Genomic DNA, 21,894 nt, shown 5'->3' on the forward strand with positions numbered 1-21,894 from the left:
AAGGCATCCGCATGGGTCACATGCGGATGCCGGTTTCGGGTCTATTCAGCGCGGGTCCAGTCGGCCGCGTTCCACAGCTCGGAGTCCCATGAATTCATCAGGACGCCGTTGAGTGTCATCGCCCTTGCGGAAACGTCACCACGGTGGACGAGTGGGATATGCGCGCCTTCATTGGTCAGGATATCGTTCATCTGGATGGCGAGCGCCTGGCGCTCCTCGAGCGGAGCCGTCTCACCCATCTTCTTGACCAGCGCGTCATATTCCTCCGAGCAGAACCGGGGAATGTTGGCGCCCAGCCAGCCATTCTGCGGCTTCGGAGCGTCTGCGCAGATCCATTCGGCCATGTATTTCTCGGGATCGGTTCCGTCGAAATTGTTGGTGTACATCTCGACATCGGCAAAAAACTTCTGGAACGTGTCAGGGCTTGCCGGATCGCCGCCGAAGAAGACCGCCGCATCGATATTGCGCAATTCGGTCTCGACGCCGATCTGCTGCCACATGTCCTTGACGAGCGCCTGCGTCGCCTGACGCACCGAGTTTGTCGAGGTTTGGTAGAGGATCGACAGGCGAACGCCGTCCTTCTCGCGGATACCGTCGCCACCCGGCATCCAGCCGGCCTCGTCGAGCAGGCGGTTGGCTTCCTCGATGTCCTGCGTCAGGCACCAGTCGACATTGGTCGATGCGTAGGCTTCCGGCGCCGGCAGGATGTTGCAGGTCGGACGTCCCGTCTCGCCATAGCCCGCTTCCACGATGAGTTCGCGGTCGAGCGAGATGGACAGCGCGCGGCGAACGGCCGGATCGGACAGGAACGGATGCGGCCCTGCCTCGACGGTCGAGCGATCGGCGCCCTTGTCCGGGCTCGGATCGGTCATGTTGAGGTTGATGCGTTCGACGGACGTGCCGAAGGACGAAATCAGTTCGCCGCGTCCGGCAGCTTCCATCTGCGCCAGGATTTCCGGCTCGACCTGAAGGTTCCAGGCATAATCGAATTCGCCGGTTTCGAGCACCGCGCGCGCCGCCGAGGCTGCATCGCCACCGCCCTTGAGCGTCACCGTCGCGAATGCTGGTTTGGCCGCATCGCGATAATTCGGATTGGCTTCCAGCTCGATCACGTCATTGGCGGCAAAGCGCGTGACGACGAACGGACCGGTGCCGATCGGGCCGAAATTGGCCTCCGTGCATTCGGGTGCGCGCGCACCAACGCAGTTTTCGAATTGCGCCTTCTGGATGATCGGTGATTGAGCGCCGACGAACGGGCCATAGGGATAAGGCTTGGCGACCGAGAAATTGACCTTGACCGTGCGTTCGTCGACGGCCTCGACGCTCTCGACGTCGGTGAAGTTCGCGACCTGCTGGCAGCCGCCATCTTCGGCCATGCAGTATTCGGCGGTGAACTTGACGTCTTCCGCCGTCACCGGCGTACCGTCGGACCACATCAGTCCTTCGGAGATGACCCAGGTGATCGACCTCAGGTCTTCGGCGACACCGCCATTTTCCACCGTCGGGATTTCGTCAACGAGGGCAGGGACCATCTCGCCCTTCTCGTTGAACTTGGCCAGCGGCTCGATGATCAGCGAGGAGCCTTCGACATCCTTCGTGCCGCCCGAAAGGAACGGATTGAGGATCGAGACAGCCTGCCAGTAGAGAATGTTGAGATGGCCGTCGCTGCCGCGCTCGGCCTGGGCGGCGCCGGCCGTCATGGCGATGGCTGCTGCCGTTCCCGTCAGGAAAATCGTCAGTTTCTTCATTGCATTTCCCCTTACGATATTATTGATTTTGCTGGTCTTTCGCATCGCTTTGGCTCCCATCCTCCACGGTGCGACATGCGGAAATTCCTACGTCGTGCTCGACGCCTCTCCTCCTTCGATACGATGACATGCGGCAAAATGGCCTGGCTGCACCTCGCGCCAGGCCGGTTCCTCGACCCGGCAGCGGTCGAAGACCTCCGGGCAGCGTGTGCAGAAGCGGCATCCTGCCGGCGGGTTGGCCGGATCGGGAATGTCGCCCGTCAGGATGATGCGGCGCCGGTTCGCCTCGATCTTCGGATCGGGGACAGGCACGGCGGACAAAAGCGCCTTGGTGTAGGGATGCTTCGGCGACGCGAACAGGGTCTCGACATCGGCCAGTTCGACCATCTTGCCGAGATACATCACCGCGACGCGGTCGGCGATGTGCTTGACCATGGAAAGGTCGTGGCTGATGAAAAGATAGGTCAGACCGAGCTTGGCCTGCAAATCCTCCAGCAGGTTCACCACCTGCGCCTGGATGGAAACGTCGAGTGCCGCGATCGGCTCGTCGCAGACGATGAATTCGGGATCGAGCGCGAGCGCCCGTGCGATGCCGATTCGCTGGCGCTGCCCGCCGGAAAATTCGTGCGGATAACGGTTGACGTAGTCGGGGTTCATCCCGACCGCATCGAGCAGTTCGCGCACCCGCGCCTTGCGGCCCTTGGCGTCCATCACGCCATGTTCGACGAGCGGTTCGGCGATGATCGCGCCGACGGTCATGCGCGGGTTGAGCGAAGCCTGCGGATCCTGGAAGATCATCTGCATCCGGGGACGCTGACGCCGCAGGGCATCGCCTTCGAGCGACGCGATGTCGGTGCCGTCGAAGACGATCCTGCCGTCGCTGGCGCGGTAGAGCCGCAGCAGAGCGCGGCCCGTGGTCGACTTGCCGCAGCCCGATTCCCCGACGAGACCCAGCGTTTCGCCCTTCTTGATGTCGAAGGAGAGCCCGTCGACGGCCCGTACCGCCCCGGCCTTGCGGCGCAGGATGCCCTTGTGGATCGGAAAATGGACTTTGAGATTGTCGATCGCGACCAGCGTCCGGTCGGTCGGGGCATGATGCGCGGCGCGTTCAATCGTCTCAGCCGACATCGCGCGCGCCTCCGGTTTCCGGGTCCCACCAGCAGGCCGAGCGATGATCCCCCTTGACGGCGATCAGCGGCGGATTCTGTCTCAGGCATTTGTCGAAGACATGACTGCAGCGCGCGGAAAACGGACAGAAATCCGGCTGGTTCAAAAGCAGGGGCGGCTGACCGGCGATCGAGCGCAGCTTTTCGTGCGCCTGGTGGCTGCCGGGCAAGGAATCGAGCAGCGCGCGCGTATAGGGATGCTGCGGATCGTCGAAAAGATCCCCGACCGCCGCATGTTCGACGATCTGGCCGCCATACATGACGACGATCCGGTCGGCGATGCCGGCCGCCACGCCCAGATCATGCGTGATCCAGATGATCGCCATGCCGAGCTTGTGACGCAGTTCCTTGATCAGCTCGAGAATCTGCGCCTGAACCGTCACGTCGAGCGCGGTCGTCGGTTCGTCGGCGATCAGCACTTTCGGATCGCAGGCAAGCGCGATGGCGATGACGACGCGCTGGCGCATTCCGCCGGAAAACTGGTGCGGATAGTCGTCGATGCGCTGGCCGGCCGCCGGTATGCCGACGAGTTCGAGAAGCTCGATGGCCCGCTTGCGGGCCTGCTTCCTCGACAGGCCCATATGCTCGCGCAGCGGCTCCATGATCTGGTAGCCGACGGTGAACACGGGGTTGAGCGAGGTCATCGGGTCCTGGAAGACGAAGCCGATGCGCGAGCCGCGCACCTGGCGGATCTGCGAAGCCTTCAGCTTGATGAGATCCTGGCCCTGGAAAGTCACCTTGCCCGACGCGATTTCGGCGGGCGGCATCGGCAGGAGCTGCATCAGCGACATCATCGCCACGCTCTTGCCCGATCCGCTTTCGCCGACCACGGCGAGGAGTTCGCCTTCGTCCAGATGGAAGCTGATGCCGTTGACGGCGTGAACCACACCGTCCTGGGTGTGGAAGTGAGTACGCAAATCGCGAACTTCGAGGACCTGGCTTATCGTATCTACTCACGAAACGGGCTGCGGTGAGCAGCGGCTGCGGGCAATCGAAAAGTCGTCTTGCCCGCATGTGAGCATCGCCGCTCGCGCATTTCAAGCCGGGAATCGAGCAATTTCGCCGGTTGCGGAATTTTTGATCAGCTATGCTGATTTATCAGACGGTTACGGGCTGTCGGACACGTTCCTTTCCGCCGAAGACACGCAGATAGCGCTCGATTTCGCCCGCGTCGCCCGTCGCCTTTTCCGGATTGTCGGAAAGCTTCACCGCCGGCCGGCCATTGACCGATGTCACCTTGCAGACGAGCGAGATCGCCTTCAGCGCTTCGTTGCGTTCCGGCGCGCAGTCGTGGAAATCGTTGGTCAGGTTCGTTCCCCAGCCGAACGCCATGCGCACGCGGCCATTGAAATGCAGATAGGCCCGTTCGATCGTGTCCACGTCGAGCCCGTCGGAAAAGATGATCAGCTTTTCCTGCGGATCGACACCGCGCTCCTTCCACCAGCGGATGATGCGCTCCCCGCCCTCGATGGCCGGTGCGCTGTCGGGCCGGAAACCCGTCCACTGGCCGACCCAGTCCGGCGCGCCGCGCAGGAAGGATTCGGTGCCGAATGCGTCGGGCAGGACGATCAGGAGGTTGCCGCCATAATAGCTTTGCCAGTCCTGCAGCACGCGATAGGGCGCGCTCATGAGTTCGGCATCCGAATTCGCCATCGCCGCCAGCACCATCGGCAGTTCGTGCGCGTTGGTGCCGAGCGCCTCGAGGTCGGTGTCCATGGCCAGAAGAACGTTCGACGTGCCGGTCAGGGAAGGGCCGATCCCTTCCTTCAGGGCTTCAACGCACCAGCGCTGCCATAGATGCGAATGCCTTCGTCTGGTGCCGAAATCGGAAATGCGCAAATCGGGATAGGCGCGCAGCCGCTCGACCTTTTCCCAGACGCGTGCCTTCGCCCGCGCATAGGTGACGTCCAGCGCGAAGCGACCCATCGATTTCAGCGCCGCGCGCGAGCGCAACTCGTTGATGATCGCGAGTGCCGGGATTTCCCACATCGTCGTGTCGTGCCAGCGGCCGTGGAACGTCAGCTCGAACTGCCCGTCTTTGCGGGTCAGCTCGTATTCCGGCAGCCGGAAATCGGCCAGCCAGCGCAGGAAGTCGTGCCGGAAGATCTGGCTCTTGCCGTAGAAGGTGTTGCCGCCGAGCCAGATCATCTCCTTCTTGGAGAACCGCAGTGAGCGGGCATGGTCGAGTTGCGCGCGCAGTTCCCCCTCGTCGATCTCGTCGGCGAGGCGCACGGATTTCGTCCGGTTGATCAGCGTGAAGGTCGCATCCACATTCGGATAGACGCCCCGGATCATCTGCAGCATCAGCAGCTTGTAGAAATCCGTATCCAGCAGGCTGCGGATGATGGGGTCGAGCTTCCAGGTGTGGTTGTAGACCCGGCGCGCGATGTCGGTCTTGATCATGATGCGTGTCTTTTCCCTCAGCGCCTTGGGCGCTCCTTGGGAAGGCCAGCACGAAAGCTGGCCAAACTCAAGCTACGCCTTTTGGCCCAGATGGCGGTGCGCGGCATAAAGCGCGATCGCCGCCGCATTCGACACGTTGAGCGAGCGTATCGCGCCGGGCATGTCGAGCCGGGCGAGGGCGGAAACGGTTTCGCGCGTCTTCTGGCGCAGCCCCTTGCCCTCCGCGCCCAGTACGAGTGCGATACGCTCGCCGGCGAAGCTGTCTTCAAGCACGGCCGGCCCGTCGGAATCGAGCCCGACCGTCTGGAAGCCGAGTTGGGAGAGTTCGCCGAGCGCGTCGGCGAGGTTGCGCACCTCGATATGGTCGACATGCTCCAGCGCGCCGGAGGCCGATTTCGCCAGCACGCCCGATTCCTGGGGGCTGTGCCGGCCCGTCGTGATCAGCGCGCCGGCCGAGAATGCGACGGCCGAACGCATGATGGCGCCGACATTGTGCGGATCGGTCACCTGGTCGAGCACGAGAAGAAGGCGCGTGTCCTTCAAGTCCGCCAGTCGCTTGGGTTTGAGCGGCAGCGTCTCGACAAGCGCGCCCTGATGAACGGCGTCGGAGCCGACGAGCTTGTCGATATCGCGCGGCTCCACGATCTCGGCCGGGTAGGGCAGATCGAGCGGCTCGCTCAGTTCGAGACGCGCCAGCGCATTGCGCGTCACGAGCAGGCGGTTGATCTTGCGGCGCGGATTGTCCAGCGCCGCGCGAACGGTGTGGATGCCGTAAAGCCTGATCGAGCCGTCTTCGGGCTGCGGACCCGCTTCTATGGGCGCCCTCGGCCTGAAGACCGGACCGCCGGCCTTCTCGTCGCGAAACTTGCGGCGCAGCTTTGCGTAATGGGTGTCTCGGGCCGTGCCGGCCGGGGGCGTTTTCTTCTCGCTCATGGCCCTCTATAGCGAGCGCGACGACCCTTGGACATGGGGCGACGCTGGGTCATGGCGAATTTCCGGACAATCGGCGCGGGCGCGGTTGACAGCTTTTCGCCATGCCGCCATAAGGCGCATCGCAGATTTCGCTTGAACTTCGGTTCCGGTGCGGTCTGCAAGCCAAGCCTCGTTGCACGGCTCCGATGCGGTCTTACGGAGGGGTGTCCGAGTGGTTAAAGGAGACGGACTGTAAATCCGTTCGCTATGCGTACGCTGGTTCGAATCCAGCCCCCTCCACCACCGGTCCGCATCGTCAGTTGTACCTCGCAAGAGGCGGGTATAGCTCAATGGTAGAGCAGCAGCCTTCCAAGCTGAATACGCGGGTTCGATTCCCGCTACCCGCTCCAGCCTGTTTCGCGAGGATGGCTATTGGCGCCGCGACCCGGTGCGTTGCTCCAGCTTCTCCATGCGATCGTCCACGGCATCGAGCGCGCGCAAGAGCCGTAGCCGCAGCGTTTGCAATTGCTGGAGCGCGTCCTCGGAAGGCTCGTTGATCAGAAGCGCGATGGCATTTTCCACGAGCAGGTCCAGCGGACGGCCAGTCAGGCGATTTTCGCGAAACTGCGTGTCCAGCACGCCTTCCTCGAGGCCATCCGGGCAAGGGTAGACGACCCCGTCGGGATGGCAAAGCGTCGAAATGGTCAGTTCGGAAAAGACGACATTTTGCAGCGTTGCGCGGCACACGCGGTAGCTTTTGCTGTTTCCGACCTTGTTGTGGAGGGCGAGTTGCGAAAGCGGTTGTCCCGGCACGGGATGAAGGTCGGTGACCCAGACGGTCGGCGCGGACGCTTGCTTCATCGAAGATGCCCTGAACGTGAACTAAACTTCAACCAACTATCAAATGACGACTGCGGAACGCAAGTGGCCAGTTGTAAGCCATTCGGGTTAGTGCTCGTTCGGAACTGGTCGAAGGTGACCTTGCGGGTTCGCGTGCGCCCGCAGCGTCGAGCCAAGCTGCGAACTTACCACGCAGCCATCCTGAATCTTGATCCAGGCCGAATTGTTCAACACCATGCCGCAGCGCGCCAGTTGCGGGGCGCACGGAATATCAAGGCAGGCGACCTCTCCCTGACCGAAAACGAGGCCGTTCGCATGGCAGGTCGGGCCCGTGGCGACGGGAGCCTCCGTTGCCGAGCCGAGCATCATCGCTGCGATGAACAGAATATCGAACATGCCGCAACATAGCACAGTCGATGACCGTGCGTCATCTCAGGCAGCTTGCGCGAAATCCATATCGAGATCGATGACGACCGGGACGTGGTCGGACGGTTTTTCCCAGGCTCGGACGTGTTTTTCGATGTCCGACGATCGAAGCCGTGCGGCCGCTTCCGGCGACAGCATCAGGAAATCGATGCGGATGCCATTGTTCTTCTGCCAGGCACCCGCCTGATAGTCCCAGAAGGAGTAGGCGTCGCGCGCATCGGACACCGATCTGAACGCATCGATGAAGCCGAGATTTCCAAGCCGTCGAAAGGCCTGACGGGTTTCAGGCTGGAAAAGCGCGTCGCCGATCCAGTTCTCGGGGTGGCGCGCGTCCTGGGGTTCGGGAATGACATTGTAGTCGCCCGCAAGCACCAGGGGCTCTTCAAGAGAAAGCCGCGCCTGTGCCCAGCGTTCCAGCCGTTCCATCCAGCCGAGCTTGTAGGGAAATTTGTCGGTATCCACCGGGTTGCCGTTCGGCAGATAGAGCGAGACCACGCGCAGCACGCCCCGGTCCGTCGAAAACACGCCTTCGATGAAGCGGGCCTGCACATCCTTCTCGTCCCCGGCCAGCCCGCGATTGACCTCGTCGAAGCGCAGCTTGGACAGGATCGCAACCCCGTTGAAACCCTTCTGTCCGTGCGTCTCGACGTGATAGCCGAGGGCTTCGATTTCCATCCGGGGGAAATTCTCGTCGACCGACTTGATCTCTTGCAGGCAGGCGATGTCGGGCTGGCTCTCGGAAAGCCAGTGCAGGAGGTTATCGATGCGCGCCTTGACGCCGTTGATGTTCCAGGTCGCGATCTTCATTCAGATGGCAAAGCTCGTGCCGCAGCCGCAGGACGCGACCGCGTTCGGATTGCGGATCTGGAAGGACTGGCCCATCAGATCATCCACGAAATCGATCACCGATCCGCCCATATAGACCAGCGAGATCTCGTCGATCAGCACCTTGGCGCCATCGCGCTCGATGACGAGATCGTCGTCGTTCTGGCTCTCCACCAGATCGAAAGTGTAGGAGAATCCCGAGCACCCGCCGCCCTCGACGGCAACGCGCAGTGCGGTCTTTCCCGGCTCGTCGCGCAGGATGGTGGCCACGCGGCGGATCGCGGCGTCGCTCACTTCCACGGATTTCATGTCGGTCTTGGCGTCCATGCCCATGGCGTCACCTTGCGTTCGCATTCGCACCATAGGTATGAAGCCGGCGGGGACAAGTCAACGAAGCGGCAGCAGGTGACGGCAAGGTGAACACGACCGAGATCGGTTTCGGCTACCGGCCGCGAGCGGACTATGCGAGCGACCCGGCGCAAACCCGCGGCCGCCTCGTGCCGGAGCCGGAAAGCGCAACGCGCACGCCCTTCCAGCGCGACCGCGACCGGATCATCCACTCGACAGCCTTTCGGCGGCTGAAGCACAAGACGCAGGTCTTCATCGCCCATGAGGGCGACCATTTCCGCACGCGGCTGACCCATTCCATCGAGGTTGCCCAGATCGCGCGGGCATTGGCGCGCGCGCTGCGCCTCGACGAAGACTTGGCCGAAGCCGTGGCGCTCGTCCACGATTTCGGCCACACGCCCTTTGGCCATACGGGTGAGGACGCACTCGACGAGAAGATGCGGCCCTGGGGCGGCTTCGACCACAATGCGCAGTCGATGCGCATCGTCACTGAACTCGAGCGCCGCTACGCCGATTTCGACGGCCTCAACCTGTCGTGGGAAACACTGGAAGGCCTCGTCAAGCACAACGGCCCGCTGACCGGCGACATCCCGCCTGCTATAGTCGAATACAACCTGCGCCACGACCTCGAACTCGACCGACACGCCGGCCTCGAAGCGCAGGCGGCCGCCATCGCCGACGACATCGCCTACGACACGCACGACATCGACGACGGCCTGCGCGCCGGGCTGATCTCGCTCGACATGCTGGAGGAGGTGCCGCTCTGCGCCGGAATCCTCGCCGGCGTGCGCAGGCAGTACCCCGCTCTCGACCCTGTCCGCACCGCCCACGAACTGATGCGGCGCCAGATCACATTGATGGTCGAGGACGTCATCGCAACCGCAAGCGACAGGATCGAACGCCTCGCGCCCCGATCCGCCTCCGACGTGCATACCGCGGGCACAACGCTCGTGACCTTCTCCGAACCGATGCGACGCGCCGAAGCGGAATTGAAATCCTTCCTTTACGGCCACTTGTATCGCCATCCTCAAGTGATGCGCGTACGCGCCTCCGCGGACCTCATCGTCCGCGAGCTGTTTGATCGCTACATGGCCGACGACACCGCCTTGCCGGACGACTGGCGCGACCCGCGCGCGCTGCTCGACGAAGGTGCACGCGCCCGCCTCGTCGGCGATTTCCTCGCCGGCATGACCGACACCTACGCGCTGCGCGAACACCGCCGCCTGTTTGACCATACCCCCGATTTGGGCTAGGGCCGCGCCATCGCGCGGGCCTCGCGCGCGCATTTCATCTGACGAGATTGGCCTTCGATGAACATCTTCGCCGAATTCAACGCACGGATCGCACGGATCGTGCAGAGCTTCGACCTGCACACGGAGTCGGGCACGGTCGATCTTTCGCGCGTGACGGTGGAGCCACCGCGCGATCCGAGCCACGGCGATCTCGCGACCAACGCCGCGATGGTGCTGGCGAAGCCTGCCAGAACCAACCCCCGCGCGCTGGCCGAACGCCTCGCCGAAGCGCTGAAGGCGGACCCGGATGTCGCCGCGGTCGATGTCGCCGGCCCCGGCTTCGTCAATCTGCGCCTGAACGACGCCTTCTGGCAGGCCCGCCTCGGCGAAATCCTGGATGGCGGCAAGGATTACGGGCGGTCCAGCCTCGGCGCCGGGCGCAAGGTCAATGTCGAATATGTCTCCGCCAATCCGACCGGCCCCATGCATGTCGGCCATTGTCGCGGCGCGGTCGTCGGCGATGCGCTCGCCAATCTCCTCGCCTTCGCCGGCCATGACGTGACCAAGGAATATTACATCAACGACGCCGGCGCGCAGATCGACGTGCTGGCGCAGTCGGTGATGGTGCGCTATCGCGAGGCGCTCGGCGAACGCATCGGCGAAATCCCGGCCGGCCTCTATCCGGGCGATTACCTCGTCCCGGTCGGCCAGGCGCTGGCGGCCGAATTCGGTTCGAAGCTCCTCGAAATGCCGTCGGAGGAAGCGCTCGCCATCGTCAAGGACCGCACGATCGACGCCATGATGGCGATGATCCGTGAGGATCTCGCCGCGCTCAACGTCCATCACGACGTCTTTTTCTCCGAGCGCAGCCTGCACGGCGCGAATGGCGGCGCGATCCTGTCGGCGATCAATGATCTGACGCTCAAGGGTCATGTCTACAAGGGCAAGCTGCCGCCGCCGAAGGGCCAGTTGCCCGACGATTGGGAGGACCGCGAGCAGACGCTGTTCAAGTCGACCGGCGTCGGCGACGACATCGACCGGCCGCTGATGAAGTCGGACGGCCAGTTCACCTATTTCGCCGCCGACGTCGCCTACATGAAAGACAAATATCAGCGCGGATTCGAGCAGCTCGTTTTCATCCTCGGCGCCGATCATGGCGGCTACGTCAAGCGGCTGGAGGCGCTCGCCAAGGCTCTGGCCGGCGACAAGCTTGAGGTCAAGGTCCTGCTGTGCCAGCTCGTCAAGCTCTTCCGGGGTGGCGAGCCGGTGCGCATGTCCAAGCGGGCAGGGGAGTTCGTCACCCTTCGCGACGTCGTCGACGAGGTCGGCCGCGACGCGATCCGCTTCATGATGCTCTACCGCAAGAATTCCGAGCCGCTCGATTTCGATTTCGCGAAGGTCACCGAGCAGTCGAAGGACAATCCCGTCTTCTACGTCCAGTATGCTTCCGCGCGCTGCCATTCGGTGTTCCGCCAGGCCAAGGAGCAGCTCGGCACGGACTGGATCGACGAAGCGGCGATGAAGGAGGCCGCCCATCGCCTCACCGACGAGGGCGAACTGGCGCTGATCCGCAAACTCGTCGAATTTCCACGGCTGATCGAATCGGCAGCCCTTGCCCAGGAGCCGCACCGACTGGCATTCTATCTCTACGACCTTGCCAGCGCGCTTCACGGCCACTGGAACCGCGGGACGGACAACAACGACTTACGCTTTATTAAGGTTAACGACCCAGAATTGACGCGTGCCAGGCTCGGAATGGTGCAGGCGGTGTCCAACGTTCTTTCGTCGGGGCTCGCGCTGGTCGGGGCGGATGCTCCGTCCGAAATGCGCTGATTGCCTTAGAGGAAAGTGTCACCTTTTGCCCACATTGCCTTGGTAGCGGCCAAGACCCCTTGAGACGTCGCCGGCGTCCGACCGAGTGCGAGTGCGGGAAAAAGCATGGCAGACAATCCTTTCAAGCGCCCCGACGAGTCCGGCTTCCTGGACAATGATCCCTTTGCCGAATTGATGCGCATGGCCGATGCGCCGCGCCCGGCGACGCAGGAAGCTTCCTTTTCGGCCAATGAAAGCTTCGACATCGACCTGGAGCGCGAACTGCTCGGCGATTTCGACGAGCCGGACCAGGCTTCGTCGGCTGGAACCGTTGCGGATCATTGGTCGCGCGAGCCTGAAGCCGAAGCGACGGGCACCGAAGCCGAACCGCATCTCGAAGGCGATGAGCCTGTCGATGAAGCGATGCTCGACGATCTCGACATGGCGTTCGAAATCGACATGACCGATGAAGGGCCGCATTTGCCACTGTCCACGGCGGACGGCATCGACGAGCCCTCAGATATCGTCGATGAGGAAGACGATACGGTGCTTCCCGAGGATTTCGACGCGCGCTCCCATGCGCTTTTCGCGGCTGTTCCCGAACTGGCGGACGAGCCGGACGCCCGGAGCCCGGCCGCCATCGACGAGCCTGCCGGCGACGAATTCGACCAGGTCTTCGCCGATTTCGACATTGCCGGCGATCTGGAGCCTGAAATCGCCGCTGAGCCGCAGCTTGTCGCCGACCCGATTTCGTTTGATGACCTGAACGAGGAACGCGATCCGGTTCTGGAGTCGGCGCCGCTGAATCTCAGGCCCGCCGAAACCGATGGCGGGACAGTTTCCGACGACGACATCGATTTCGCATTCGACGCGGAACTGGAAATCGCCGAAGAGGATGAAGATCGGGCAGGCGCGCCGATCGCCGGTGACGCCGTTGAATGGCGCACCGAAGAAGGCGCGCTCGATCCGGCGTCACTTGCCGAGCGAGGCTGGTCGCAGGGCGACGCCGAACCGTCCGGCAATGTCGAAGCGGCAGACGCGGCTCCGTCATTCGGCCATGACGACGTTCTGCAAGCCGGTCCCGCCGCAGACCATGAACGGCAGTCCGAATATGCATTGGCACCGGAAACTGCACACGATGCGCGGCCGGATCTCGCATGGAAGCCTCTCGACCTTCAGCCGGAAGGCCCGGTCGAGCCGGTATCGTCTCATGTCGAACCTGAACGTTCGTCGCCATTCGAGCCGCAATTGCGACGCGATATCGCCGATGACGACGACATTTTGAACGACATCGAAAACTGGCTGGGGACAGATGCCAAGCCGGAAACGCCGCGGGCGGTCGAGCCTGCTCCGGCTTCCGTGCCGCCGGTAGAGCAGCCGGTTGCGGGCGCCGCACGGGCGCCTGTCGCGCCCGATCCGCAGCCGCTGAGCCTTGAAGACGAGTTGAGCGCGCTTCTGGGAGATGAAGCAGCGCCGGTTCATGCCGTCGCCGACGAGCCCGCAAAATGGGAACAGCCCTCCGCTTTCGACGCAGCGGAAATCGACCTGGCGCTCGATCTCGAATTTGACGAACCGGAATTGCAGGACGTGGAGCCTGACACTTTCGATCTGAGCGATTTGGACGCTGACGACTGGCAGGATGAAGCCGATTCCGCTTCCTTCGAACCCGATGAGACGGCGGACGCCTTCGAGGAAGTGCCCGTCACAACTCATGCGGGGAGGCCGACCGAAGAGCCGGTCGTCGCCAGGAAAACCGGTCCACTGGCGATGCTGGCCGCTCTCGCGCCGGCGGCAATGGCGCGGTTCGGTGGCGGCGAGCGGTCGAGCATCCCGCGCCAGGCGGACGCTCCGCAGCCGGCGACGCCGCTCTTCGGCATGGCACGCGCCAACCGTCCCGTCGCGCCGGAGATCGAAACCGTCGATGTCGAGGAGCAGCCGGTCGCGCTCGTCGACGATCTTGAAATTCCCGAACTGTCCGAACCTGAGGAAGTCGCGCCGCTCTTTTCGCCCGACGATCTCGAAGCGGAGCTCGATGTGGCCTTCGGCAGCCTTGCGACGGAAGACGACACAGCTACCCAGCCTGCTGCCTCGGTCTCCTCCGCGACGCCGGAGCAGATGCCGCTCCAGGGTTATTTTGTCGACGGGGAATATGCTTACGCGCCAGAGCAGAATGCGGTCCCCGGCACAGGCGAGTTCGGCGATGTCGATTTCGACGACGACCCGGATGCCGAATTCGAGGTTCAGCAGCCTGCGCCGAAGGACGGGCTGCGCCGTAAATACTTCATCCTCGGTGGCGTAGTCGCCGTCGCGATCGTCGGCGGCCTCGGATACTTCATGGCCGGTGGGCCGGCGGGCAGTGGTCTGCCTGTCGTTGTCCGGGCCGATTCCGAGCCGGTTCGCGTACGGCCCGAAAATCGCGGTGGCGCCACTGTTCCCAACCAGAACAGCCAGGCATACCAGCGTGCGACCGGCGCAACGGGTGTGCCTGGCGGCGGCCAGGAACAACTCATCACCTCGGCCGAGGAGCCGATGGATGTCCGCGCGGCCGTCACACCGTCCGAACCGATGAACGATTTTCCGCTTGTCGGCATGGAAGAAATTCCGATGCTCGACGAGGCCGAGGCGACGAACATGCTCGCTTCGGTCAAGAGCAACGAGCGTCTCGGCAGCGTCGAGGACATTATCGAGGAGGATGGCATCGCGGTCGCGCCGCGCCGCGTCCGCACCATGGTCGTGCGCCCGGACGGCACGCTTGTTCCCCGCGATGAGGTGCCTGCCGCCGCCACCCGTGAAGAACTCGAGGCGACGGCGATTGCCGCAACCGCCGGGCAGGGAACGGCCGTTCCGTTGGTCCAGGATGCGCAGCCGATCGGCACGGTCATGCCGCGGGGCGAAGTCCTCGCCGACGACCCCGTCATGCCGGATACGGTCGGCGTCGTCCCTTCGCGACCGCAGGCATCGGCAGCGCCAGCCGCCCAGCCGGCGCCCGTTCAGGTCGCCGCTGCCGCGCCTGCAACTCAGACGCCCGTGGCGCAGAGCGCGTCCGCAGCGCCGGCCGTCGGCGAATGGTCGATGCAGATCGCCTCCCAGCCGACCGCCGAAGGCGCGCAGAGCGCCTATCAGGATCTCGCTCGCCGCTATGGCTCGGTGCTCGAAGGCAAGGGCGTCAACATCGTGCGCGCCGACATCGACGGCATGGGCACGTTCTATCGGGTCCGAATTCCCGCCGCGACGCGCGACGAGGCCATCCGCCTTTGCGAAAGCTTCAAGAGCGCCGGCGGCAACTGCTTCGTCTCGCGGTAGACACCCAAGGCCGGGCCGATCGCCCGGCCTTTTGCTTCAAGGGCCGATTGACGGCCGAAAACGCCATGCCATGGTTGGGACATGACCGATTCGAAAGCTCTCATTGTGGGTGCCTCGGGCACTGTTCTGTCGCCGCATGAGCGTGACTTCTTCAGGGGCGAGGCGCCCTGGGCCTTCATTCTCTTCGCGCGCAACCTTTCCGAACCGGAGCAGATCCGCGATCTCGTCGCCGAAATGCGCGATTGCGTCGGCCGCCCGGACGCGGCGGTCTTCATCGATCAGGAAGGCGGCCGGGTCCAGCGCCTGCGCCCGCCGCTCGCCGGCCACTATCCACCGGCGAACATTCTCGGCCGCATCCATGAGTCCGACCCGCAAGCCGGCATCCGCGCGTCATGGTTGATGTCGCGCCTCCACGCGCTCGATCTGATGCAGTACGGCATCAACGCTGACTGCCTTCCCGTCCTCGACGTACCGATCGATGGCGCACATGATGTCATCGGCGACCGCGCCTATGCCCGCGACCCGCAAGCCGTCGCGGTCCTCGGCAAGGCGGCGGCGGACGGGCTTCTGGCCGGCGGCGTGATGCCCGTCATCAAGCACATTCCCGGCCACGGCCGCGCCTTCTCCGACAGCCACCACGCGCTGCCGGTCGTAGACGCAACGCTGGACGAGTTGCGCAGGCACGACTTCTTGCCCTTCAAGGCGCTGAAGGATGCGCCGGCCGCCATGACGGCCCATGTCGTCTACACCGCCATCGACGCAGAAAACCCGGCAACGACGTCGCCCCGCGCGATTCGCGATTTCATTCGCGGCGAGATCGGCTTCGATGGTCTCTTGATGAGCGACGACCTGTCGATGAAGGCGCTTTCTGGGGATTTCGCCAGCCGCACGCGCTCTTCGCTTGCCGCAGGCTGCGACGTGGTCCTTCACTGCAATGGCGTGATGGAGGAGATGGCTGCGGTCGCCTCGGCGGCGCCCCTCCTGTCGGGATCGGCCAGGGAACGGGCCGCGCGCGCCATGGCTGCCATCGCCAATGGGGGCGACGAGGACGGGATTGCACTGCGCCGCGAATTCGAGGATCTGCTCGCGCCGGCGGCTTAGAAGGACGAGGATTGGCCAAGGAGACGCCGAAAGCTGCGACGACGCTCCCCCTGGAGGAATTCTGGGACGAGAGCGGTCGCGCCGCATCCGATCCGGCGCTCGTCGTCGACGTCGACGGCTTCGAAGGCCCGCTCGACCTGCTGCTGCACCTCGCCCGTGGCCAGAAGGTCGATCTCGCCCGTATATCGGTCCTCGCCCTTGCCGAACAGTATCTGACCTTCATCGAGCGCGCGCGACATCTGCGCATCGAACTCGCCGCCGACTATCTCGTCATGGCCGCCTGGCTCGCTTTCCTGAAATCCAAACTCCTGATTCCGCACAAGAAGACGGACGAGGGCCAGAGCGGCGACGAACTGGCGGCCGTGCTGCAATTTCGTCTGCGCCGGCTCGAAGCCATGCGCGAGGCGGGAAGCCGGTTGATGAACCGCGACCATCTCGGCCGCGAAATCTTCGCGCGCGGGATGCCTGAGCCGATCGCAATCCACCGCGAAAGCACCTATACCGCCTCGCTTTACGATCTTCTGACGGCCTACGCCTCCCAGCGCCAGCGCGCGGCGGTGACCCGCGTGCGGATCGCCAAGCGCGGTGTCTGGTCGCTGAAGGACGCGCGCGAATTGCTGACGCGCCTGATGGGAAGCTTCACTGAGTGGACCGCCCTCGACCGCTTCCTGATCGACTACGCCGTTCCGGCCGAAGAACGTGCGAGCGCGATCGCGAGCTCGTTCGCCGCGACGCTCGAACTCGTCCGCGAAGGACAGTTCCAGGTCCGTCAGGACGGTGCCTTCGCACCCCTCTATCTGAAGTCGAAGAGCGCCTGAGATGGACCAGAACACCGGAAAAATCATCTCATTCTCGGGACAAACGAGCTCGAAATCGCCCGATTCGGAGCTTTTTGAAGCCATTCGGATGGCCGAAGCGCTCATTTTCGCCTCGTCAGAGCCGGTTTCAGCCCGTCATTTGAGGGACAAGCTCCCAAATGACATCGACATCGCGACCGTCCTGACGGAACTCCAGAAGCTCTATTCGGCGCGCGGCGTGAATCTGATCCGGGTGGGGGAAGGCTGGGCCTTCCGCACCGCAGCGGACCTGTCCTTCCTTCTGACGCGCGACGAGGTGCAGCAGAAAAAGCTCTCCCGCGCCGCCCTCGAAGTCCTGGCCATCATCGCCTATCACCAGCCGGTCACCCGCGCGGAGATGGAGGACATCCGCGGGGTCGAGACCGCCAAGGGAACGCTCGACACGCTGCTGGAAACCGGTTGGGTCCGGATGCGCGGTCGCCGCAAGACGCCCGGTCGCCCGGTCACCTACGGCACGAGCGAAGCCTTCCTCGACCATTTCGGCCTCGGTGAAATCCGCGATCTTCCCGGCATGGACGAATTGCGCGGGGCAGGGCTGCTTTCGGCGCGGCTGCCGGCAAATCTGCAAATTCCGCAGCCACCTGCCGATCCGAGCCTCTATGGCGAGGACGAGGAACCGCTGACCGACATCGACCTGGAGGAACTCGGCCTGTTGACACCCAGCATCGAGGATGATTGACCCGAAACACCGCGACAAGCGGTGTCGGAGGTCCGGTGGCTGAAACGCTCGAACGCAGGCAGGATGGACGCGTTACGGCGGGCGTGGCGTTTGCCTCGCGACTCGCCTTCGAGAACGTATCCCACGCCTTCAATTCTCATGCCGAGACCCTGCGGGATGTCTCGCTGGCGGCAGAACCCGGCGAAGTGCTTTGCCTGCTCGGCCCTTCGGGTTCCGGCAAGACCACGCTCCTGCGGATTGCGGCGGGGATCGAGACGCAGACGAGCGGTCGGGTCCTGTTGAACGATCGCGAGATCTCCGGCCCGAATGTCTTCGTCCCGCCCGAAAAACGGTCGGTCGGGCTCGTTTTTCAGGATTTCGCGCTCTTTCCGCACCTGACGATCCTCGAAAACGTCAAATTCGGCCTGACCGCCCTGTCGCGTGAAGAGGCGCGGCGAGAGGCGCTGATCTCGCTCGAGCGCGTCGGCCTCGAAGCCTATGCCGACACCTATCCGCACGTTCTTTCCGGCGGCGAACAGCAGCGCGTGGCACTCGCCCGCGCGATCGCCCCGCGTCCGGGCGTCCTTTTGATGGATGAACCCTTTTCGGGCCTCGATTCGCGCCTGAAGGACCAGGTTCGGGCCGAAACCCTCGCAATCCTTCAGCAGAGCCGTTCGACGGCCGTCGTGGTGACCCATGACGCGGAGGAAGCGATGCGGATGGGCGACCGGATCGCGCTCTTGAAGGATGGCAAACTCGTCCAGACCGGCACCGCGGAGGAACTCTTCGATGCGCCCGTCAATCTTTTCGCTGCAGGTTTCTTCTCGGAACTGAATATTTTCGAAAGCCGTGCGTTGTCCGGTCGGGTGGAGACGCCGATCGGTATTTTCGACGCAAACGGGTTTCAGGATGGCGTTGCCGTCGCCGTGGCGACGCGCCTTTCGGCATTCGATGTGTCGGAAAGCGTTGGCGAAATCCCGGCGCGGGTGGTATCACGCCGTTTCCTCGGGGTGGTGGAATTGTTGGAACTGGCGGTTCAAGGGGCAGAGCGTCATGTGCGGGCACGCATCCGCTGCGGCGCATTGGCCCGATCGAGCCGGGATGTCTGGCTAAACGTCAGAAAGTCTGATGTTCTCGTGTTTGAAAGCCGTTCCGAAAACGCTTAAGTCAAGAACGAACGAATTGTTCGAAAGAGAGTGATCATGGGTAGCTTTTCGATCTGGCACTGGCTCATCGTGCTCGTCGTCGTCCTTCTCCTCTTCGGTCGGGGCAAGATTCCCGAGCTGATGGGCGACATGGCCAAGGGCATCAAGAGCTTCAAGAAGGGCATGGCCGACGATGAGGATGTCGGCACCAAGACGCTCGATCATCGCGCCGACGAGCCGATGGCGCCGACCGGCAAGGACAAGGTCGGAAAGACGTCGTCCTGATCGCGAGAAGGCCGCAACGCCTGACGCGGACATGAATGATGATCGATCTTAGCTGGTCCGAAATCCTCGTCGTCGCGATCGTGTTGATCGTGGTCGTGGGCCCCAAGGATTTGCCGCGCCTGTTGCGCTCCTTCGGCAAGACCATGTCGACGGTGCGCTCCATGGCGGGCGATTTCCGCAAGCAGTTCGACGAGGCGATCAAGGAAGCCGATCTCCAGGACCTGAAGTCGCTCGCCGATGACGCGCGCAAGCTCAATCCGGCTTCGGAGATCAAGAAGGCGCTGAACCCGATGGAGCAGGCGGCGAAGGACGTGCGCTCCGGCCTCGACAAGGCAATGAAGCCGGCGACGCCGATCTCCGCCGAAAAGCCGGCCTCCACGCCGCAGCCCGCCGCCCCGCAAAAGGCAGGCGCGACGGCGATGCCCGATGCAATGACCAAGGCGCCGGCAGCACCAGCCGCTGAGGCCACGAAAGCCCCGATCAAGACGGCACGGGTTGTGGGGCCGAAATCGGTTTCGAAGGGCAATGGGGCGGCCACGCCCGCGAAGGAAGCGGTGACCAAGCCTGTCGCCGCAAAGACCAGGCCGGCGACGACCAAGACCAGAACGCCCAAGGCGAAGGCAGACAAGTGACCACCAATGACGACGACCTCGAGTCGAGCTCTGCGCCGCTGCTCGACCATCTGATCGAACTGCGTTCGCGGCTTATCCGTGCGCTGATCGGCTTCTTCGTCGCCTTCCTGGTCTGCTTCTTCTTCGCCCGCGAACTCTTCAATCTGCTCGTCATTCCCTTCCAGTGGGCGACCGAATGGGCCGGTCTCGACCCGAAAAGCGTCGACCTCATCTACACCGCGCCGCAGGAATTCTTCTTCACCCAGATCAAGCTCGGCATGTTCGGCGGCATGGTTCTGGCCTTTCCGCTGATCGCCAACCAGGTCTACAAGTTCGTCGCGCCGGGGCTCTACAAGAACGAACGCGCCGCCTTCCTGCCGTTCCTGATCGCATCGCCGATCCTGTTCCTGATGGGCGCGGCGATGGTCTATTTCTTCTTCACGCCGATGGTGATGTGGTTCTTCCTATCGATGCAGCAGGTCGGCCCCGATCAGGAAATCCAGATCTCGCTTCTGCCGCGCGTTTCGGAATATCTCAGCCTGATCATGACGCTGATTTTCGCGTTCGGGCTGGTCTTCCAGTTACCCGTGGTGACGACGCTGATGACGCGCGTCGGCATGGTCACGGCGGCCGGTCTGGCGGACAAGCGCAAATACATGATCGTCGCCGCCTTCGTCGTCGCGGCCGTCATCACGCCGCCCGATCCGATCAGTCAGATCGGTCTTGCGCTGCCTACGATCCTTCTCTACGAGGTCTCCATCTGGATTGCCCGCAGGATCGAACGCAATCGCGAACGGGAACGCATCGCCCGCGAAAAGGCGGAAGAGGCGTCCTCCAAGGTCTAGGCGCTCGCCGGACCCCTCGTCGTTCGGTTGCGGCCATTCCCTGAAATGCACCGGGACGCTCTGCCAATGCTCGACATCAAATGGATTCGCGAAAAGCCCGAAGCGCTTTCCGCAGCACTCGTGAAGCGCGGCTGGTCGCAGGAAGAGGCCGCGGCCAAGGTCGGGGAAATCATCGGCCATGACGAGGCCCGCCGCGCCCATCTCGTCGCGCTTCAGGAAAAGCAGGAACGCCGCAATGCCGCGTCGAAGGAAATCGGCAACGCCATGCGCTCCGGCGACATGGAGCTTGCCGAGCGCCTGAAGGCCGAGGTGGCCGACATCAAGATCTTCGTCCAGAACGGCGAGGCGACCGAGCGCGAGTTCGACCGGCAGATGAGCGATGCGCTTGCCGTCCTGCCCAACATCCCGCTCGACGACGTGCCCCTCGGAAAGGATGAGCACGACAATGTCGAGGTCCGGCGGATCGGCGATCCGAGGCCGAAGGCCAACTGGACGCGCGAGCATTTCGAAATCGGCGAAGCGCTCGGCGAGATGGATTTCGAGCGCGCGGCGAAGCTTTCGGGCTCGCGCTTTACGGTGCTCTCCGGGCAGATCGCGAGGCTGGAGCGCGCGCTCGGCCAGTTCATGCTCGACCTGCACACGGGCGAACACGGATATACGGAAATGCAGGTGCCGTTGCTCGTGAAGGACGATGCGCTGTTCGGGACCAACCAGCTTCCCAAATTCGAGGAAGACCTTTTCTTCGCCAGACATGGCGAGAGCAGGCTCGGCCTCATCCCCACCGCCGAAGTCTCGCTCACCAACATGGTCCGCGAGGAGATCGTCGCGAACGACCGTCTCCCGCTGCGCCTGACGGCGCTGACGCCGTGCTTCCGCTCGGAAGCGGGTTCGGCCGGACGCGACACGCGCGGCATGTTGCGCCAGCATCAGTTCTACAAGGTCGAACTCGTCTCGATCACCGCGCCGGAGGACTCGATCGCCGAGCACGAACGGATGACGGGCTGCGCCGAGGAAGTGCTCAAGCGCCTCGACCTGCCGTTCCGCACCGTGACGCTTTGCACCGGCGACATGGGCTTCGGCGCGCGCAAGACCTACGACATCGAGGTCTGGCTGCCGGGCCAGAACGCCTATCGCGAGATTTCGTCCTGCTCGGTTTGCGGCGATTTCCAGGCGCGGCGCATGAACGCGCGCTATCGCCGCGCGGACGGCAAGGGCACCGGCTTCGTCCATACGCTGAACGGCTCGGGCGTCGCGGTCGGCCGCGCATTGATCGCCGTGATGGAAAATTACCAGAACGAGGACGGCAGCGTCACAGTCCCGCAAGCCTTGCGGCCCTATATGGGCGGGCTGGAAAAGATCGGCACCAGATAAGGGAGA

At 63.6% G+C, this 21,894-nt stretch carries 20 protein-coding genes and 2 tRNA genes; 13 read left to right on the forward strand and 9 right to left on the reverse strand.

The genetic code is table 11. The features are described 5' to 3' along the window. Positions 1-41 precede the first annotated feature (41 nt). The 5 genes from PZ895_RS09465 to PZ895_RS09485 all read right to left on the reverse strand — a co-directional run bounded on the left by PZ895_RS09465 (position 42) and on the right by PZ895_RS09485 (position 6,250). A complete protein-coding gene (locus PZ895_RS09465) occupies positions 42-1,748 on the reverse strand; it encodes a peptide ABC transporter substrate-binding protein (protein ID WP_275838765.1) in 1,707 nt (568 codons plus the stop codon). An 87-nt stretch (positions 1,749-1,835) separates the two neighbouring features. Continuing rightward, positions 1,836-2,876, reverse strand: coding sequence for an oligopeptide/dipeptide ABC transporter ATP-binding protein (locus tag PZ895_RS09470; protein ID WP_275838766.1), 1,041 nt, complete (start codon positions 2,874-2,876; stop codon positions 1,836-1,838). Continuing rightward, a complete protein-coding gene (locus PZ895_RS09475) occupies positions 2,866-3,831 on the reverse strand; it encodes an ABC transporter ATP-binding protein (protein ID WP_275838767.1) in 966 nt (321 codons plus the stop codon). Before PZ895_RS09475 ends, PZ895_RS09470 begins: the two co-directional genes overlap by 11 nt. 181 nt (positions 3,832-4,012) lie before the next feature. After that, positions 4,013-5,317, reverse strand: a complete 1,305-nt coding sequence (gene pncB, locus PZ895_RS09480; protein WP_275838768.1) for a nicotinate phosphoribosyltransferase — start codon at positions 5,315-5,317, stop codon at positions 4,013-4,015. 72 nt (positions 5,318-5,389) lie between these two features. Further along, positions 5,390-6,250: an RNA methyltransferase gene (locus PZ895_RS09485; RefSeq protein ID WP_275838769.1), complete on the reverse strand. Its 861-nt coding sequence runs from the start codon at positions 6,248-6,250 to the stop codon at positions 5,390-5,392. Between the two features lie 197 nt (positions 6,251-6,447). Here PZ895_RS09485 and PZ895_RS09490 point away from each other — a divergent pair. Beyond that, a tRNA-Tyr gene (locus tag PZ895_RS09490) sits at positions 6,448-6,532 on the forward strand. 33 nt (positions 6,533-6,565) lie between these two features. After that, a tRNA-Gly gene (locus tag PZ895_RS09495) sits at positions 6,566-6,639 on the forward strand. A gap of 19 nt (positions 6,640-6,658) precedes the next feature. Here the strand turns inward: PZ895_RS09495 and PZ895_RS09500 are convergent. The 4 genes from PZ895_RS09500 to erpA form a co-directional block, all read right to left on the reverse strand. Next, on the reverse strand, positions 6,659-7,090 hold the full coding sequence (locus PZ895_RS09500; RefSeq protein ID WP_275838770.1) for a hypothetical protein: 432 nt from the start codon (positions 7,088-7,090) through the stop codon (positions 6,659-6,661). 87 nt (positions 7,091-7,177) lie between these two features. Continuing rightward, positions 7,178-7,465 carry a hypothetical protein gene (locus tag PZ895_RS09505; protein ID WP_275838771.1) on the reverse strand — a complete coding sequence of 96 codons (288 nt, stop codon included), beginning with the start codon at positions 7,463-7,465 and terminating at the stop codon, positions 7,178-7,180. 36 nt (positions 7,466-7,501) lie between these two features. Next, a complete protein-coding gene (xth, locus tag PZ895_RS09510) occupies positions 7,502-8,302 on the reverse strand; it encodes an exodeoxyribonuclease III (protein WP_275838772.1) in 801 nt (266 codons plus the stop codon). Beyond that, positions 8,303-8,653, reverse strand: coding sequence for an iron-sulfur cluster insertion protein ErpA (gene erpA, locus PZ895_RS09515; protein WP_275838773.1), 351 nt, complete (start codon positions 8,651-8,653; stop codon positions 8,303-8,305). 83 nt (positions 8,654-8,736) lie between these two features. Here erpA and PZ895_RS09520 point away from each other — a divergent pair, with 83 nt between their 5' ends. From PZ895_RS09520 to serS, 11 genes are all read left to right on the forward strand, one after another. After that, positions 8,737-9,921, forward strand: coding sequence for a deoxyguanosinetriphosphate triphosphohydrolase (locus PZ895_RS09520; RefSeq protein WP_275838774.1), 1,185 nt, complete (start codon positions 8,737-8,739; stop codon positions 9,919-9,921). Between the two features lie 57 nt (positions 9,922-9,978). Then, positions 9,979-11,733 (forward strand): arginine--tRNA ligase, encoded by a 1,755-nt coding sequence (gene argS / locus PZ895_RS09525; protein ID WP_275838775.1) that lies wholly within the window; start codon positions 9,979-9,981, stop codon positions 11,731-11,733. A 105-nt stretch (positions 11,734-11,838) separates the two neighbouring features. Then, positions 11,839-15,015 carry an SPOR domain-containing protein gene (locus PZ895_RS09530; protein ID WP_275838776.1) on the forward strand — a complete coding sequence of 1,059 codons (3,177 nt, stop codon included), beginning with the start codon at positions 11,839-11,841 and terminating at the stop codon, positions 15,013-15,015. Positions 15,016-15,096: 81 nt separating this feature from the next. After that, positions 15,097-16,116 carry a beta-N-acetylhexosaminidase gene (gene nagZ / locus PZ895_RS09535; protein ID WP_275838777.1) on the forward strand — a complete coding sequence of 340 codons (1,020 nt, stop codon included), beginning with the start codon at positions 15,097-15,099 and terminating at the stop codon, positions 16,114-16,116. Between the two features lie 50 nt (positions 16,117-16,166). Then, positions 16,167-16,934: a ScpA family protein gene (locus PZ895_RS09540; RefSeq protein ID WP_275838926.1), complete on the forward strand. Its 768-nt coding sequence runs from the start codon at positions 16,167-16,169 to the stop codon at positions 16,932-16,934. A 1-nt stretch (position 16,935) separates the two neighbouring features. Next, positions 16,936-17,652 (forward strand): SMC-Scp complex subunit ScpB, encoded by a 717-nt coding sequence (scpB, locus tag PZ895_RS09545; protein WP_275838778.1) that lies wholly within the window; start codon positions 16,936-16,938, stop codon positions 17,650-17,652. A gap of 35 nt (positions 17,653-17,687) precedes the next feature. Continuing rightward, positions 17,688-18,797, forward strand: coding sequence for an ABC transporter ATP-binding protein (locus PZ895_RS09550; RefSeq protein ID WP_275838779.1), 1,110 nt, complete (start codon positions 17,688-17,690; stop codon positions 18,795-18,797). A gap of 36 nt (positions 18,798-18,833) precedes the next feature. Then, entirely contained in the window at positions 18,834-19,061 is a 228-nt protein-coding gene (locus tag PZ895_RS09555; protein WP_024585633.1) for a twin-arginine translocase TatA/TatE family subunit, read from the forward strand. Positions 19,062-19,096: 35 nt separating this feature from the next. Continuing rightward, positions 19,097-19,693, forward strand: coding sequence for a Sec-independent protein translocase protein TatB (gene tatB, locus PZ895_RS09560; protein WP_345803523.1), 597 nt, complete (start codon positions 19,097-19,099; stop codon positions 19,691-19,693). Continuing rightward, positions 19,690-20,517, forward strand: coding sequence for a twin-arginine translocase subunit TatC (tatC, locus tag PZ895_RS09565; protein ID WP_275838780.1), 828 nt, complete (start codon positions 19,690-19,692; stop codon positions 20,515-20,517). The genes tatB and tatC overlap by 4 nt, the downstream gene beginning before the upstream one ends. Positions 20,518-20,583: 66 nt before the next feature. Beyond that, the gene (gene serS, locus PZ895_RS09570; RefSeq protein WP_275838781.1) at positions 20,584-21,888 is read left to right on the forward strand and encodes a serine--tRNA ligase; all 1,305 of its coding nucleotides are present in this window, start codon (positions 20,584-20,586) and stop codon (positions 21,886-21,888) included. Positions 21,889-21,894 lie beyond the last annotated feature (6 nt).

The sequence above is a fragment of the Mesorhizobium sp. YIM 152430 genome, from assembly GCF_029210365.1.
In the GTDB taxonomy this organism is placed as follows: Bacteria; Pseudomonadota; Alphaproteobacteria; order Rhizobiales; family Rhizobiaceae; genus Aliihoeflea.